General features: G+C 69.7%; 11 protein-coding genes. 5 read left to right on the forward strand and 6 right to left on the reverse strand.

Annotation, left to right across the window (positions count from 1 at the left end):
- Positions 1 to 3: 3 nt before the first annotated feature.
- Complete coding sequence (locus ACFSXZ_RS05250; protein ID WP_378261782.1) at positions 4 to 810, reverse strand: DUF1684 domain-containing protein; 807 nt, start codon at positions 808 to 810, stop codon at positions 4 to 6.
- 205 nt (positions 811 to 1,015) lie between these two features.
- On the opposite strand from ACFSXZ_RS05250, the gene ACFSXZ_RS05255 reads away from it, so the two are divergent.
- The 5 genes from ACFSXZ_RS05255 (at position 1,016) to ACFSXZ_RS05275 (ending at position 6,804) form a co-directional block, all read left to right on the forward strand.
- Positions 1,016 to 1,861 (forward strand): SCO2525 family SAM-dependent methyltransferase, encoded by an 846-nt coding sequence (locus tag ACFSXZ_RS05255; protein WP_378261784.1) that lies wholly within the window; start codon positions 1,016 to 1,018, stop codon positions 1,859 to 1,861.
- Positions 1,862 to 2,039: 178 nt separating this feature from the next.
- On the forward strand, positions 2,040 to 3,923 hold the full coding sequence (locus ACFSXZ_RS05260) for an SCO2524 family protein (protein WP_378261786.1): 1,884 nt from the start codon (positions 2,040 to 2,042) through the stop codon (positions 3,921 to 3,923).
- A 2-nt stretch (positions 3,924 to 3,925) separates the two neighbouring features.
- Positions 3,926 to 4,837, forward strand: coding sequence for an SCO2523 family variant P-loop protein (locus ACFSXZ_RS05265; protein WP_378261788.1), 912 nt, complete (start codon positions 3,926 to 3,928; stop codon positions 4,835 to 4,837).
- On the forward strand, positions 4,834 to 5,868 hold the full coding sequence (locus ACFSXZ_RS05270; RefSeq protein WP_378261790.1) for an SCO2522 family protein: 1,035 nt from the start codon (positions 4,834 to 4,836) through the stop codon (positions 5,866 to 5,868). The genes ACFSXZ_RS05265 and ACFSXZ_RS05270 overlap by 4 nt, the downstream gene beginning before the upstream one ends.
- Complete coding sequence (locus ACFSXZ_RS05275) at positions 5,869 to 6,804, forward strand: SCO2521 family protein (protein ID WP_378261792.1); 936 nt, start codon at positions 5,869 to 5,871, stop codon at positions 6,802 to 6,804.
- Between the two features lie 173 nt (positions 6,805 to 6,977).
- On the opposite strand, the gene ACFSXZ_RS05280 is transcribed toward ACFSXZ_RS05275, so the two are convergent.
- The 5 genes from ACFSXZ_RS05280 to ACFSXZ_RS05300 form a co-directional block, all read right to left on the reverse strand.
- Positions 6,978 to 7,811 (reverse strand): hypothetical protein, encoded by an 834-nt coding sequence (locus ACFSXZ_RS05280; RefSeq protein WP_378261795.1) that lies wholly within the window; start codon positions 7,809 to 7,811, stop codon positions 6,978 to 6,980.
- A gap of 219 nt (positions 7,812 to 8,030) precedes the next feature.
- Positions 8,031 to 9,023: an aldo/keto reductase gene (locus tag ACFSXZ_RS05285; protein WP_378261797.1), complete on the reverse strand. Its 993-nt coding sequence runs from the start codon at positions 9,021 to 9,023 to the stop codon at positions 8,031 to 8,033.
- A gap of 120 nt (positions 9,024 to 9,143) precedes the next feature.
- Positions 9,144 to 10,079 carry an RNA polymerase sigma factor SigJ gene (gene sigJ, locus ACFSXZ_RS05290; RefSeq protein ID WP_378261799.1) on the reverse strand — a complete coding sequence of 312 codons (936 nt, stop codon included), beginning with the start codon at positions 10,077 to 10,079 and terminating at the stop codon, positions 9,144 to 9,146.
- Between the two features lie 40 nt (positions 10,080 to 10,119).
- Positions 10,120 to 11,295, reverse strand: a complete 1,176-nt coding sequence (locus ACFSXZ_RS05295; RefSeq protein ID WP_378261801.1) for an MFS transporter — start codon at positions 11,293 to 11,295, stop codon at positions 10,120 to 10,122.
- 192 nt (positions 11,296 to 11,487) lie between these two features.
- Positions 11,488 to 13,104, reverse strand: coding sequence for a DEAD/DEAH box helicase (locus tag ACFSXZ_RS05300; protein ID WP_378261803.1), 1,617 nt, complete (start codon positions 13,102 to 13,104; stop codon positions 11,488 to 11,490).
- Between the last annotated feature and the right edge of the window lie 113 nt (positions 13,105 to 13,217).

A 13,217-nucleotide genomic window follows, 5' to 3' on the forward strand; every position in this document is an offset into this window, starting at 1 on the left:
GGGTCAGCGACGTTCGAAAGGAATCCGTTCGCCGGCCTCGATCGCGACCGGCAGCCGGTTTTCCGCCGGGGGCAAGGGACACGTCGCCAGATCGGTGTAGGCGCACGGAAGGTTGGTCGCCCGGTTGAAGTCGAGGGTGACCGCGCCGTCCGCGCCGGGCGGAGGCAGCCACAGCGCCCGGTTCGCCGCATACGTGGTCACCCCGGACGTGGCGTCGGTGAAGAGGACCAACAGACTGCCGGGGGCGTACCCGGGAAACGCCGTCAGGCTCAGGTCCCGCCCGTCGATCGCGAAATGGATTCGTCCCGGTGCGTCGTAGACGTGCTCCAGCCCGTCAACGGCGGCGCCGACCGTGGTCGGTTCGGGCTGGTCGAACGGTTCGTAGCGACCGGTCACCACCCACTTCGGGTCAGGATCGTAGGCGGGGGTTCCGGCGAAGGCGACGCGTAACGGGTTGTCCGGGTGCCGTGGCCGCACGATGTCATACCCGCCTCGCTTGGCGACTTCGATCACCGCGTCGCCCCAGACCGCGTTCACCCCGCCGCGCTCGGGAATGACGCCGAACGAGTGGCGCCCGTGCACCGCTTCGCCGTCGATCACCAGTTCCGTGCCCTCGTCGAGCACGACCGTCACGCCCTCGGGGCCGGTGGACCATTCGCCCGGGGCATCCGGGAACCGTGCCGGAACAGCGCCGAGCCAGTGCAGACTGGTGATCGACAGGAACCCGTGGGGCGCGGCCAGATTCTCCTCGCGGCCGCGATGCCACGCCCGCCATTCGGCGGTGAAGGCGTCGGTCTCGGTGGTGGTCATCGGTGCTCCTTCGGTTCGAGGACGGCCGGCAGGGGGACCTCCTCGTCTCTCGACGCTAGGCGCGGAGCGGCAGGCCGGTCAACGAATCCCATTTCGTGGACGGCGCGGGTCCTGTCGAATTCACGATGCCGTGCCGATCGTTACGTCTCCGCCTGCTTATGGCCGGATTGGTAAAATCGCCGAGGGACACCGCCCGATCGACCAGGTGATCACAGTGGGGGGCACGGTGACGTCCGAGGACCTGCGCAATGGCGACTACCCGTGGGACTCCTTCGATCCGGAACACTACCTTCGGCAGAACTATGCCACCGTGCACGAGGACGACCGGCGAACCCTCGCGTTCGTCCGGGACTTCTTCGCCGAAGCCTTCGCCGGTGATCCGGTGCGAACCGGCAGGCGCGGCATCGACGTCGGTACCGGCGCGAATTTGTACCCGGCACTCGCGATGCTGCCGTTCTGCGACCGTCTCACCCTCTATGAACACTCCCGCGCGAATGTCGACTGGCTGGTCGGGCAACAATGCGACGGTTGGCCGAGCTGGGCGGAAGTCTGGGAAAAGTTCTGGCTCCTGCTCTGCGAGCGAAGGGCCTACGGCGAGCTGGGCGGAAATCCGCGCCACGAACTCGCGAAATGCGCCGATGTCGTCGAGGGCAGCGTCTTCGCGCTGAGCGGGAGCGATCGGCGATGGGATATCGGCACGATGTTCTTCGTCGCGGAATCGATCACACCCGCCTACGCCGAGTTCGTCGCGGCGGTCGATCACTTCCTCGGCGTGCTGCGGCCGGGCGCGCCCTTCGCGATCGCCTTCATGCAACACTCCACCGGCTATCAGGTCGCCGACAACCGTTTCCCCGCGATCGCGGTCGGCGCCGATGACGTCCTCCGATGTCTTTTCCGGCGCGCGGCCGGTGTGCTGATCCAGCGCACCGTGGCGGACGGCAAACCGCTCCGGGACGGATACCGGGGTATGATCATCGCCTGCGGACGGGCCATGGCGGGCAGCGATCCGGACCCCAGTGGTACGACCCGGCCGACGAGATCGCGCGGATAAGACGTGCCCGTCACCCGAGAGGGGGCTTTTATGCCCTCGCGCACGGCCGATACTGATATCCACGCCGCCTTCCGTTGCGCCAGGAAACGCCGCTTTTCGTGTAGGGTCCTGGCGTCGCGACGCAACGGTCCCCAGCGCGGCGTGCTTACGGGGTACCGGCTTTTCCGAGGTGGCGAAAGTGAGACTTCAACCGAGGCAACAGCTCCTCGATGTGTGGCGGGCGCTGACGGCCACCGCGTACTCCGGCCGCGAGTGGGAATGGTGCGGCCGGGAGGACCCCAATTCGGTCAGCGACGCCGAACAACTGCTCTGCCTGCTCTATCCGGCGACCGAGCTGACCAGTCTCGCGCTCGACCGGCCGGACGCGATGGCTTCGGATGTGCACAACGCGCTCAGGGATTTCGGCGACCCCGTCCGCATTCCCCAGGTCGTCGTCGACGTGATCGCCGACTACATCGCCCGCTACACCGACGAGGACGGTGAACCGGAATTCGGTGGCGGGAGCTATCTGCGTACGCACAGCGCCGCCCGCGCCCCGGACGGCGCGGCGCAGCTCAGTGCGGAGCAGCGAAGACTCGGCGTGGTCGACTCGTATTCGCTGTCGGTGACGCTGTGCCTGGGAGCGCTGGGTTTTCTGGGTGTCTTCGGCCAGTCGGTCCGCAGGCCCGACCTCAAAGCCAAGGTGAAGGACCTCCAGGGAGCGGTCGGCAAACGGCTGACCTCGGCGATGATCGGCCTGTTGCGGAGCTTCACGGTGCAGGTCGTCGAGCCGGACAGCGAAGTCGGCGCCGTCATGCTCAGCACGGTCAACCAGACCGGCGCGCCCGAGCACGTCGTGCTGGACGAACTGCGCACCAGGCTGGTCCGGTTGCGCGCCCGCCTGCGGGACGACGTGCGCATCGGTATCGACCGGGAAACCGTGGACCTCGACAACGACAACCTGCTCTTCGAATGCGGCTGGACCTGGGGAGTGGCCCGCAGCGCCAAGCCGGTCGACATCAACCTCGCCGAAGCCGGCCTCACCGTGCGCCCACGGATCTGCGACCAGGACGGTGTCGCCGACGCGCGGCCCTACCTGTACTCGACCGTGGTCGCGCTGGACGGCATCAACGACCTGTTGTCCGCCCGCACCGGCGAACTCGGCCTGCTCAACGACGCCCAGGTCCGGCTGGCCGAGGCGCTGCGGGTCCGGTGGACGCTGACCCAGCGGTACTGGTCCGCCATCGCGCGGTTCGGTGACCAGCAGTGGCCGCTGGAGGACATCCCCTGGCGCACCTCCGACGGCCAGGAGTCCGACTACTTCAGTCTCCTGGTGTCCGCGGTGCTGGTGCAGGATCTGCAGGACCGGCAGGCCACCGACGACGACCTCAACCGCGCCGTGTCGGTGTTCGAATCGCTGGCCCAGCGCGGCCGGATCACCCGGCGGGTGATGGAGTCCGACCGCAGCGTCGGAATGCACGTACCCGGGGTCCAGATGCGGCTGGGCGGCACCGACACGATCGGCCCCCAGCTGTACTGGTCGGTGGCTGATTTCGCGCCCCTGTTGCTGAAGCGGACGCTGCAGGCGGCCCGGCTGTCGGCCAACGTGACCGCTCGCAACCGGCTGCTCCGCCTCGCCGAGACGACCATGGAGCATCTGGCCAGGCGCCAGATCAGCCGGGGCCCGGCGGCGGGGTTGTGGGACGATCCCGCCGAGGTCCTTTTCCCTTATGAGGAACGAAAACCCGAGGAAGCGCCGTCCTGGTATCTGACCGAACGAGTGGTCGAAGCGCTGGTCGCGGCGGCTCGCCTGTTCGCCGAACAACCGCTGCGCAGCGCGGCGCTGATCATCAGGACCCATGACCTGCTCAACGAAGCCGAACACCTGCTGAACCAGGAACTGCTCGGCGCCGACGCGACGACCGCGGTACGCAACAAACTCGGCGAGATCGAGGCCAAACTCATCCGGGCGAGAGCCATGGTCAGCGAGCGGCCGGGCACGGCCCACTCGCTGACCGTGGACGCCCTGCTCAAACTCGACCAGATCGCCATCGGGCACGACGACGCGGCCAGGAGCTTTTGACCATGCTGGTTTTCGCGGTTTCCGACAAGGGGGGCACCGGCCGCTCGGTCACCGGCTGCAATCTCGCTTTCCACCTCGCGCAGGAGCACGACGTCGCCTATCTCGACTTCGACTTCGGCTCCCCGACCGCCGGAGCGATCTTCGAGATTCCCAAGCTGGAGCGGGGAATAGCCGGTGACGAGGGGCTGCACTCCTACATCGAGGGGCGGACGGTCGCGCCCTACCAGGCCGATATCTGGCGCATGTCCGACCGGCGGGAACTGCGTTCGCGCCAGTCCCGGGCCGGGCGCCTGGTGTTGTTCCCGGGTGACCGGGGCGGTGCCGAGTTCTCCAGTCAGCCGGAGCACGTGAAGCGCTGCGCGGATCTGTTCAGCAAGCTCGACCGGGAGTTCGAGATCTGTGTCGTCGACCTGAGCGCCGGCCGGTCGCACGCGGTGCAGATGGCGCTCAGCGCGACCGCGGTGCCCGCGCTGCGCTCGATCACCGCCCGCTGGCTGGTGTTCCACCGGTGGACCCGGCAGCACATCGTGGCCGCGGGCGGACTGGTCTACGGCGACCGCGGTCTGCTCGCGGTCGCCGTAGACGCGGGGCACGCCCGCGATCCGCTGCTCAACTCCATCCGGTTCGTGCGCACCGCCGTGCCCGACCTCGACATCGATCCGAACTCCACCACCGCGGCGCAGGCCAGTTGGCTCAGCACCTGCAACGGAGAACTGAAAAAGCTCGCCGAACGGAACAAGGTCGGCAACAGCGCGCTGCTCGGGGAAACGCCGATGGAGCCGGTCCTTCAATGGCGTGAACAAGTGATCTCCGATGTGGACGTGTCGAAGGAGATCGCCAATGCTCGTACCGTGGAGGCCTTCCGCGACCTGGCCAAACGGCTGATGAACCCCGTCGTGTGGGAAGGACTATGAGCGCACCGCATCCTGCCGTGTACACCGAAGCGACCGAACGGGACAAGGTCAAGGGCGTCGCACTCGCCCACCTGTCCATCGAGGTCGGCCACCTCTACATGGAAGACCTCCGCCGTGGCGACGGCTCGATCCGCGCCCAGTTCGAGCAGGTGGCGCCGTGGGCCGCCGCCGCGACGGCGGCAGCCTCGGCGCAGGTGCGCGCGGTCGGGAACGAGACGCCCCGGGTCAGCACCTGCTTCCTGATCGACGACTATTTCCGCAACGACACGTGTCCCCGCGAAGTCATCGAAAAACTTCTCGTCATCGCGGAGCGGTCCGGCATCACCATCGACTACCTGGCACGGGAAGCCGGGTGTTGCGCGGCCGGTGACGTCGACGTCGCCGGACTCACCGCGGCCATGTTGCTGCCGGAGCCGCCGCCCGGCACCGACGGGGGCCGGCCACCGCTGTCGGCCAGCGGCTGGCTGTGCAACGGCGAACGCTCCTCCCCCGCCGGTTCGGACCAGGCCATGCAGGTGGTGCCGTGGCGTCCGCCCGAGGAGTTCGGCAAGCGCAACCATTCGATCTTCCTCGACATCGAACTGTGGAAGGAGAAACCGGACATCGTCGGCGGCACGCCGACCACCCGGCGTCAGTGGTCCTGTCCCTTTCTCGCCGCGGTATGGCAGTTGCTCCGGCTCGGCATGCTGCGCAACTACGGCGATCCGGTGGTCCAGCCACAGCAATGGGACACCGAGGCGCCGTGGCCGGACGATTGGCACGACCTGCCGCCGGTGATCCAGCTCAACCGGCACGCGGCGCCGTTCGCGGCGTTCCGCTCGCTGTCCATCCTGCCGAAGACCTACCTGCAGATCGAGCACGCGGTCGACGTGATTCTCCAGCACCTCGAACTGGACGAGGCCGTGGTCCGCCAGGTGATCGCGCGGGGTGGCGAGGCCGGGCTGACCGTGCCCGCGAAAGTCACGGACCGGATCTCACACGTGTTCGTCGATCATCCGGCGCGCGACGAGCCCGCGGTGAGTGAACGCTGAATGATCATTCTCGGCGAGATCCGCACCTGCCTCCTGCACAATTCCCGGCCACTGCCGAAAGCGGTCGTCAGCGAACTGCTCGGGCTCAAGCCCGGCAAGCGGGTGCGGGTCACCGACCGTCCGGTCAATCTTTCGGTGTCCCCCAGGCTGGCCGTCGGTGTCGACTGCCGGCTGGCGAGCGAACCGTCCGCCAAGGCCCGTGGCATCGGGACGGTCGTCTCGCGGGCGATGGTCACCGGCGGGGTGGTCCTGCAGGCTTCGGCGCACGCCTCGCTGACCCGGGCCGCGTCCGACATCCGGCAGGGCTGGTCGCACTACGCGCGCCGGGTGGGGACCGTCGAAGTGATCGGCAAGGCGGACGCCGGGCAACTGGCGCTCGGTCACCGGACCGGCGGCACCGGCGGCGTGCTCGACCTCGGGGCGATCGCCGAATACCTCCTCGACGTCGTGCAGATGCGGCCACAACTCGACCACACGACCGCGATCCGTGCCCGTCCCACCTGGGTGCGCTGGACCGCCGCCTGCGCGGACGGCCTGACCGAGCCGGTGGTGCGCCTGCGGTTGGAGGACGAGGTGTCGCGCACGATCGAGGTGGTGGTCGCGGCGGACCAACTCGGCCTGGCACAACGGTTCTGCGAGGACGTGGCGTTGCACGACTGGTTGCTGACCACGCTCGGCAGCACCATCGACCAGGCGGCCCGCGGCGATGACGCGCGGACCGACGTCCTGGCCGCGGTCGTGGAACGGCTGGTGCATCTGTGGATGCCCGGCGCGCACGTCCATCCGGCGATGCAGACGCTCTGGGACAAGCTGGAACGACAGCCCGGATTCGGCAGGCAGTGGGGCGCGCAGGTGGCCCAGATCCGCGATCTGGTCGCGCTGCGGACGTTGCGGGCACTCGAACAGGCGCGGCAGCGGGAAACCGCGGACTACTAGAACGCGTATCGAAGTCCGGTTTCCGCTTGAGGCGAGGAGAGGCGCGCGAGCCCCGAAGGCCTCGGATTTGGGGAGGCGGGCCGCCTGCCCGCGACGGTGAAGGTCGGGCTCGAAGCCACGGCCTGGCTGCCCAAATCCGATCGCGCGCACTGTGAAACACAGCCTGGTAGCGGTCAGGTGCGGAACCAGCGCCGGACGAGCAACGCGAAGAACACGCTCAACGACACGTATCCCGTGTAACTTTCGATCACCAGCAAGATCCGGGCCAGGCCGGGCAACAAGGCGGTGTCACCGTTGCCGAGTGGGTTGAGATAGTTGGCGAACGCCATGTAGACGCTGTCGTCGACCGGCCGGCGTGCGGCCAGCGCGATGGCCACACCGAACACGACCAATTGGGCCAGTACCCACAACAACAGCCGATAGGGCTGGTAGCCGTAGCCGCAGAGCGCGGACGAAACGGCGGCCATCGCCCGTTCCCACCCCGGCCTGGCCGCGTGATGACGGCAGCGTTCCTTGGCGAAAAGGCAATGGTCGCGTTTGACGTGCTGGTTGAGCAGCAGGTAGATGTCGGCGGCCCGGTCGAAGGCGAGCGCGGCGTGCAGCAGCAGGCCGTCCGCCTCGCACGCGGTGCCGATGCGCTCGAACAGTTCGGCGAGTTGCGCGTTCTGCTCCCGGGTCTGCCGGAGCGGACCGCGTGACTCGACCTCGGCGGCCATCAGCGCGGCGATCGTCGCCCGGCGGGACTCGTCGGCGGGCGCGTCCCGCTGCGCGTCGTAAAGCTGGGCGAACACCAGGTTGGTGGGCAAACGGGTGCCCCGCGGATGGTAGCGGTCGAGGACGATCGCGGTCAGGCGCTCGAAGCGATCGAGCAGAACGCTTTCCTCTTCACGCAGAGCGCCCCGGCGCAGGACATCGTTCACCGCCTCCATATACCGATCCGCGCGCCGGACAACGCGGATGATCGTCGATTCCACGTAGTCGCGGGGTTCCGGCGAAAGCGCGGACATTCTCCCAGTGTCGGGGAAACGACCGCCGCTCGAAAGCACTGTTCGGTCGCGGTTACGGTTATCGCCGATAACCTGATCAATTTCGACGGAAAAGACAGCAGGATCGGCTCTATTCGAAACTTTCTCGCCGATATCGGCCGCCCGCGCAAAAATACGTCGCGGTGTTCGAAGAAGATGTCATGACCGAACACCCGGATACGGCGCCCCGGAGCCCGCCGGCTAACCGCGAGCGATCTCAGCGGTGTGCGCGGGGGCGTAGCGCTCGCCCGTCACCTGGTCGCTCAGCGGGTCCAGCGCGGCCAGCGCCTCGGCGTCCAGGGTGAGCTCCAGCGCGGCCGCGTTCTGCTCCAGCCGGGCCGGGCTGCGGGTGCCCGGAATGGTCGCCACCGCCACCCCGAGCCGCTCGGCCTGCGCGTACACCCAGGCCAGCGCCACCTGGGCCGGGGTGGCACCCAGCCGGCCGGCCACCTCGCGCACGGTCCGCGCGATCTTCTCGTTGGCCTCGCCCGCCTCGCCGGCGAAGCGCGGGTTGGTGCGCCGGAAGTCCTTCTCTCCCAGCGTGGAGCGGTCCAGAGTGCCGGTCAGGAACCCCCGCCCCAGCGGCGAGTACGGCACCAACCCGACCCCCAGCTCGGCCATCACCGGGGTGACCGCCTCGACGTCGCGGGTCCACAGCGAGTACTCGCTCTGCACCGCGGTGATCGGGTGCACCGCGTGCGCCCGGCGCAGCAGCTCGCCGTCGACCTCGGACAGGCCCAGATGGCGGACCTTGCCCGCCTCGACCAGCTCGGCCATCGCCCCGACGGTCTCCTCGATCTCCACGTCCTGGGGCGGGCGGTGGGCGTAGTACAGGTCGATCACCTCGACGCCCAGCCGCAGCAGCGAGGCGTCGCAGGCGCGCAGCACGTAGTCCCGGGCACCACGGATGCGGCGTGCCCGGTCTCCGGCGCTGCGGTCGATGCCGAACTTGGTGGCCAGCTGCACCTGGTCCCGGCGGCCGTGGACGGCCCGGCCCACCAGCACCTCGTTGTGCCCGGCGCCGTAGGCGTCGGCGGTGTCCAGGAACGTGATGCCCAGCTCCAGGGCCCGGTCGATGGTGGCAAGGCCGCCGTCCCAGTCGGCGGCGCCGTAGCTCTCGCTCATCCCCATGCACCCCAGGCCCATCGCGCTGACGGTGAGACCGGGCGAGCCGAGCGTGGTTCGGGTGATCATGCGCGGATACTCCTCCTGCCCGGCGGACCGGGCGCTACCTCGAGGGCTGACGAACGCCTCCGACGCTAGGACCTGGTGCGCGCTCAAGGTCAAGCCGGAGGACCGGCCCCCGCCGACGGGTCAGGCGCGACGGGCGAGCGACCGGGCTCGTCCGCCGGCGGGCATCGCGTCCGGCAGGTGCGCGAGTTTGGCCGGGTCCAGCAGGATGTCGAGAGTGCTCACGCGTGAATGGCGCACCACGACGCTGACCACCGCGACCACTCTGTCCTCACCGCCGTCCGCACACATCACCACGATGCCCGGCGAACCGCCGACGATGGCCGACCGCAGCCGCACGTCCCATTTCGCCAGAACCCGGCTGAGATAGGTGGCGACGCGTCCGCGCCCGTGGATCGGACGGCGCGCCGCGGTGACCGCTCCCCCGTCGCTTCGCACGACGACAGCGTCGTCCAGCAGAGGGAGCAGGGCGTCGACATCCCCGCGGACACAGGCTTCGCGGAACGCCGAAACCACCGCGCGGTGTTCCTTGGCGTCCACCGGAGCGCGCGGACGGTCCCCGCGCACCTTCGCCCGGGCCCTGCTCGCCAACTGCCGGCACGACTGGGGCGTCCGCCCGAGGAGTTCGGCGATCGTGGTGAACGGCCAGCCGAACACCTCGTGCAGAACGAAGACCACACGCTGGGCGGGCGTCAGCGTCTCCAACAGCACCAGAACGGCGCTGCCGATCGCCTCGTCGAGCACCACCTCTTCGGCCGGGTCGGCCGGTTCCGGCGCCACCGGAGGAACCGGTAGCCAGGTGCCTGTCGGCCGTTCCCTGCGGTGGCGCGCGGACCGGAGGTGGTCCAGCCCGAGGTGGCACACCACCTTGGCCAGCCAGGACCACGGCTGGGCGATTCCGTCCGGACCGGCCTGATACCAGCGCAACAACGCTTCCTGCACGATGTCCTCCGCCTCCGGGACGGAACCCACCAACTGGTAGGCGAGGCGGATCAGCCGGGGCCGCAGGTCCCTCACCGTGGTGGCGGGAGATCCGGCCGTCGGCTCTGCTGGGGGCACCCTCACAAGGTCCGAACCTAGAGTCCGGCCACCGGCCGCGCTACGCATACCGGCCCGCGTGTTCGGCGCTGGGCTCGGAGCGCACCGGGCCGTGCACCCACCGCGCCACCAGCGCCCCGGCCGCCGCGGAAACCGCGGCGGCGAACGGCAGAACCGGGAAGGCCCAGCGCGAGAACACGAACCCCCCGAAAGCCGAGCCCGCCGCGATACCCACATACATCGCGCTCTGGTTCCACGCCAGCACGGCCGACCGTTCCCGGTCGAACCGGCGCAACAACTCCGCCTGTTGTGCCGGAAAAACCAGGTACGCGGCCGATGCGAACACCCCGAGCGCCACCGCCACGACGGGCACGGCCGCGCCGACGACAACGCCCAGCAGGAGCAGCGCCGCCGCGGTCCCCAGCAGCGCGGTCACGATCAGCGGCCGGGGCCGCCACCGGTCGGCGATGCGCCCGCCCGCGACGCTGCTCGACACCGCGCATATTCCGTAGGTGGCCAGTCCCACGCCGACGGCACCGCTACTCCATCCCTCACCCAGCCTCAGTCCCGACGAGAGATAGGTGTAGACCCCGTACACCGCGACCGCCCACAACGTGGTCGGAAGGACCGCGGTCGCCTTGTCCCAGGCCGATCCCGCGACCGGGCGGGCATCACCGTCCGCCGTTTCCGGCTCCACGGACCAGGAGGCGCGGTTGATCACCAGCAGGACGACCGCGAAACCGGCCAGGCACCCGAACACCGCCCGCCACCCGATCCACTGGGACAGCAGCGCGCCGGCCGGCGCGCCCAGCCACAGCGCCGACAACAACCCCGAGGTGGCCACCCCCAGCGTCCACGCCTTGATTTCCGGCGCCGCCGTGCCGCCGACCAGCGCGAAAACGGTCGGTGTGATCCCGGCGGCCGCCATGCCGGCCACCACCCGCACCACGATCAACATCACCGGACCGGCCGCCAGCGCGGTGCCCAGGTTCGCGGCGGCGAAGACGGCCAGGGAAACGGTGAGCGCCAGACGCCGTCCCCGGCGATCCGCCCACGAACCGGCGAACGGCGCGGAAAACACGTACGCGACGGAAAATCCGGTGACCGCGAGTCCGGCCCTGTCCAGGCCGATCCCGAACTCGCGGCTCCACGGCCCGAGCATCGGCGAGACCACGAACAAATCGGTGCCCACCAGCAACAACGTCACCCAGGCCACCAGCAGCTTGACCTTCGGCATTGCCCTTCCTTCGCCTTCTCCGGCAGTTCGGACCGCGTACCAATCCGGCCGAAAGGAGGCGGACACGTTCCGGGCCGGCCCGCTTGTAGACACCGGTTTCCGCCGTGGCTGCCGTCGGATTGGTAACGAACGACGCAGTAAGACGAAGCAGGCGCCGGAAGTGTGACGCTCCGGCGCCTGGGCCGGTGCGGGTCAGCGGGAGCGGCGGGAACCGGCGCGGGTGCCGGCCGAGAAGGCGGCGGCACCACCGCGGCGAGCGGGAGCACCACCGGAGGAGTCGTTGCCGGACTGGGCGTTCTTGGCACCCGAACGGCGTCGCGTGGTCTCGGCGCCACCGCGACGGGCCTGGCCACCTCGAGACCCACCGGACTTCCCGGAACCACCCTCGCGATGTCCGGTGGTCTCGTCGGAGCGGCGGCGCTGACCGGCGGACGCGCCACCGGCACGGTTCCCGTCGGTGCGGGACCGACGCGACCGGCCTTCCGCGGCGCCGCGGCGGGCACCGTCGGACCCGCCCCGGCCACGGCTGCCACGGCCCCGGCCGGGCGGGCGATCCTCGTCGCGCGACGGTACCGCCCCGCCGTTCGCGCTGACCTTCTTCGGTCGCGTCTCCACGACCGGCCGCGGGGGTGGCGCGGTGAACGACCGCTCGCCCGGCGCCAGCTCGGACAGCAGCGGGTGGCCGGGGCCGAGCTGTGTCGTGGTCGGCTTGATTCCGGCCTTGCGGGTCAGGTCGCGGACGTCGGAGACCTGTTCGTCGGTCATCAGCGTGACCACGGTGCCCGACGCCCCGGCCCGCGCCGTGCGCCCGGACCGGTGCAGGTAGGCCTTGTGCTCGACCGGCGGGTCCGCGTGGATGACGAGCGTGACGTCGTCGACGTGGATGCCGCGGGCCGCGATGTCGGTGGCCACCAGCGTCTTCGCCGCCCCGGACGAGAACGCCTCCAGGTTGCGCGTCCGCGCCGTCTGCCCGAGGTTGCCGTGCAGTTCGACCGCCGGAACGCCGGACGCGAGGAGCTTGCGCGTCAGCTGCTTCGCGCGGTGCTTGGTGCGGGTGAACACGAGCGTGCGGCCCGGTGCCGCGGTGAGATCGATCAGCACCGGCAGCCGGTGGCTCTCCTCCAGGTGCAGCACGTGGTGCGCCATGGTCGACACCGGCGACCGAGCCGAGTCCACGCTGTGCGTGACCGGGTTGTCCATGAACCGCTTGACCAGCACGTCGACCCCCGCGTCGAGGGTGGCGGAGAACAGCAGCCGCTGGCCGCGTACGGGGGTGGCCGCCATGATGCGCCGGACTTCGGGCAGGAAGCCGAGGTCGGCCATGTGATCGGCCTCGTCGAGCACGGTGATCTCGACGGCGTCGAGTTTCACCGCCCCCGAACGCATGTGGTCGGACAGCCGCCCGGGGCAGGCGACGACGATGTCGACGCCGTCACGCAGCCGGGAAATCTGAGGATTCGCGCTGACCCCGCCGAAGATCGTGGTCACCTTGAGGCCGAGCGGCCTGGCCAGCGGCACGATCGAGCCCTCGATCTGGGTGGCCAGCTCGCGGGTCGGCGCGAGGATCAGCGCACGCGGGCGGCCGGAACCGCGCCGCGCCGGGGCGCCGGCGAGCCGGGCCAGCACGGGCAGCACGAAACCGTAGGTCTTGCCGGAGCCGGTACGGCCGCGGCCGAGGACGTCCCGGCCGGCGAGCGAGTGCGGCAACGTGGCGGCCTGGATGGGGAACGGGCTGGTGACGCCCTGCGCGGCCAGCGCGTCGACGAGCGTCTTGGGCAGGCCGAGTTCGGTGAAAGTAGGTGTGTTCATAAGCAGTTGTGGACGCGGGGCGCCCTGAATCTCCATAAGTAGGCGGTTGTCCTGCCCGGCGCGGACCTGGTCGGCCGCGGCGCGTGGTAGTCGACAACAGAACGCGGCCCGAG

Source organism: Amycolatopsis pigmentata (assembly GCF_042684065.1).
Lineage (GTDB): Bacteria > Actinomycetota > Actinomycetes > Mycobacteriales > Pseudonocardiaceae > Amycolatopsis_E > Amycolatopsis_E pigmentata.

Bases quoted from the DNA above. Each gene is read 5' to 3' on its own strand.
- ACFSXZ_RS05250 (WP_378261782.1), bottom strand. From the start codon at position 810: ATGACCACCACCGAGACCGACGCCTTCACCGCCGAATGGCGGGCGTGG.
- ACFSXZ_RS05265 (WP_378261788.1), top strand. From the start codon at position 3,926: ATGCTGGTTTTCGCGGTTTCCGACAAGGGGGGCACCGGCCGCTCGGTC.
- ACFSXZ_RS05270 (WP_378261790.1), top strand. From the start codon at position 4,834: ATGAGCGCACCGCATCCTGCCGTGTACACCGAAGCGACCGAACGGGAC.
- ACFSXZ_RS05275 (WP_378261792.1), top strand. From the start codon at position 5,869: ATGATCATTCTCGGCGAGATCCGCACCTGCCTCCTGCACAATTCCCGG.
- ACFSXZ_RS05280 (WP_378261795.1), bottom strand. From the start codon at position 7,811: ATGTCCGCGCTTTCGCCGGAACCCCGCGACTACGTGGAATCGACGATC.
- ACFSXZ_RS05285 (WP_378261797.1), bottom strand. From the start codon at position 9,023: ATGATCACCCGAACCACGCTCGGCTCGCCCGGTCTCACCGTCAGCGCG.
- ACFSXZ_RS05295 (WP_378261801.1), bottom strand. From the start codon at position 11,295: ATGCCGAAGGTCAAGCTGCTGGTGGCCTGGGTGACGTTGTTGCTGGTG.
- ACFSXZ_RS05300 (WP_378261803.1), bottom strand. From the start codon at position 13,104: ATGAACACACCTACTTTCACCGAACTCGGCCTGCCCAAGACGCTCGTC.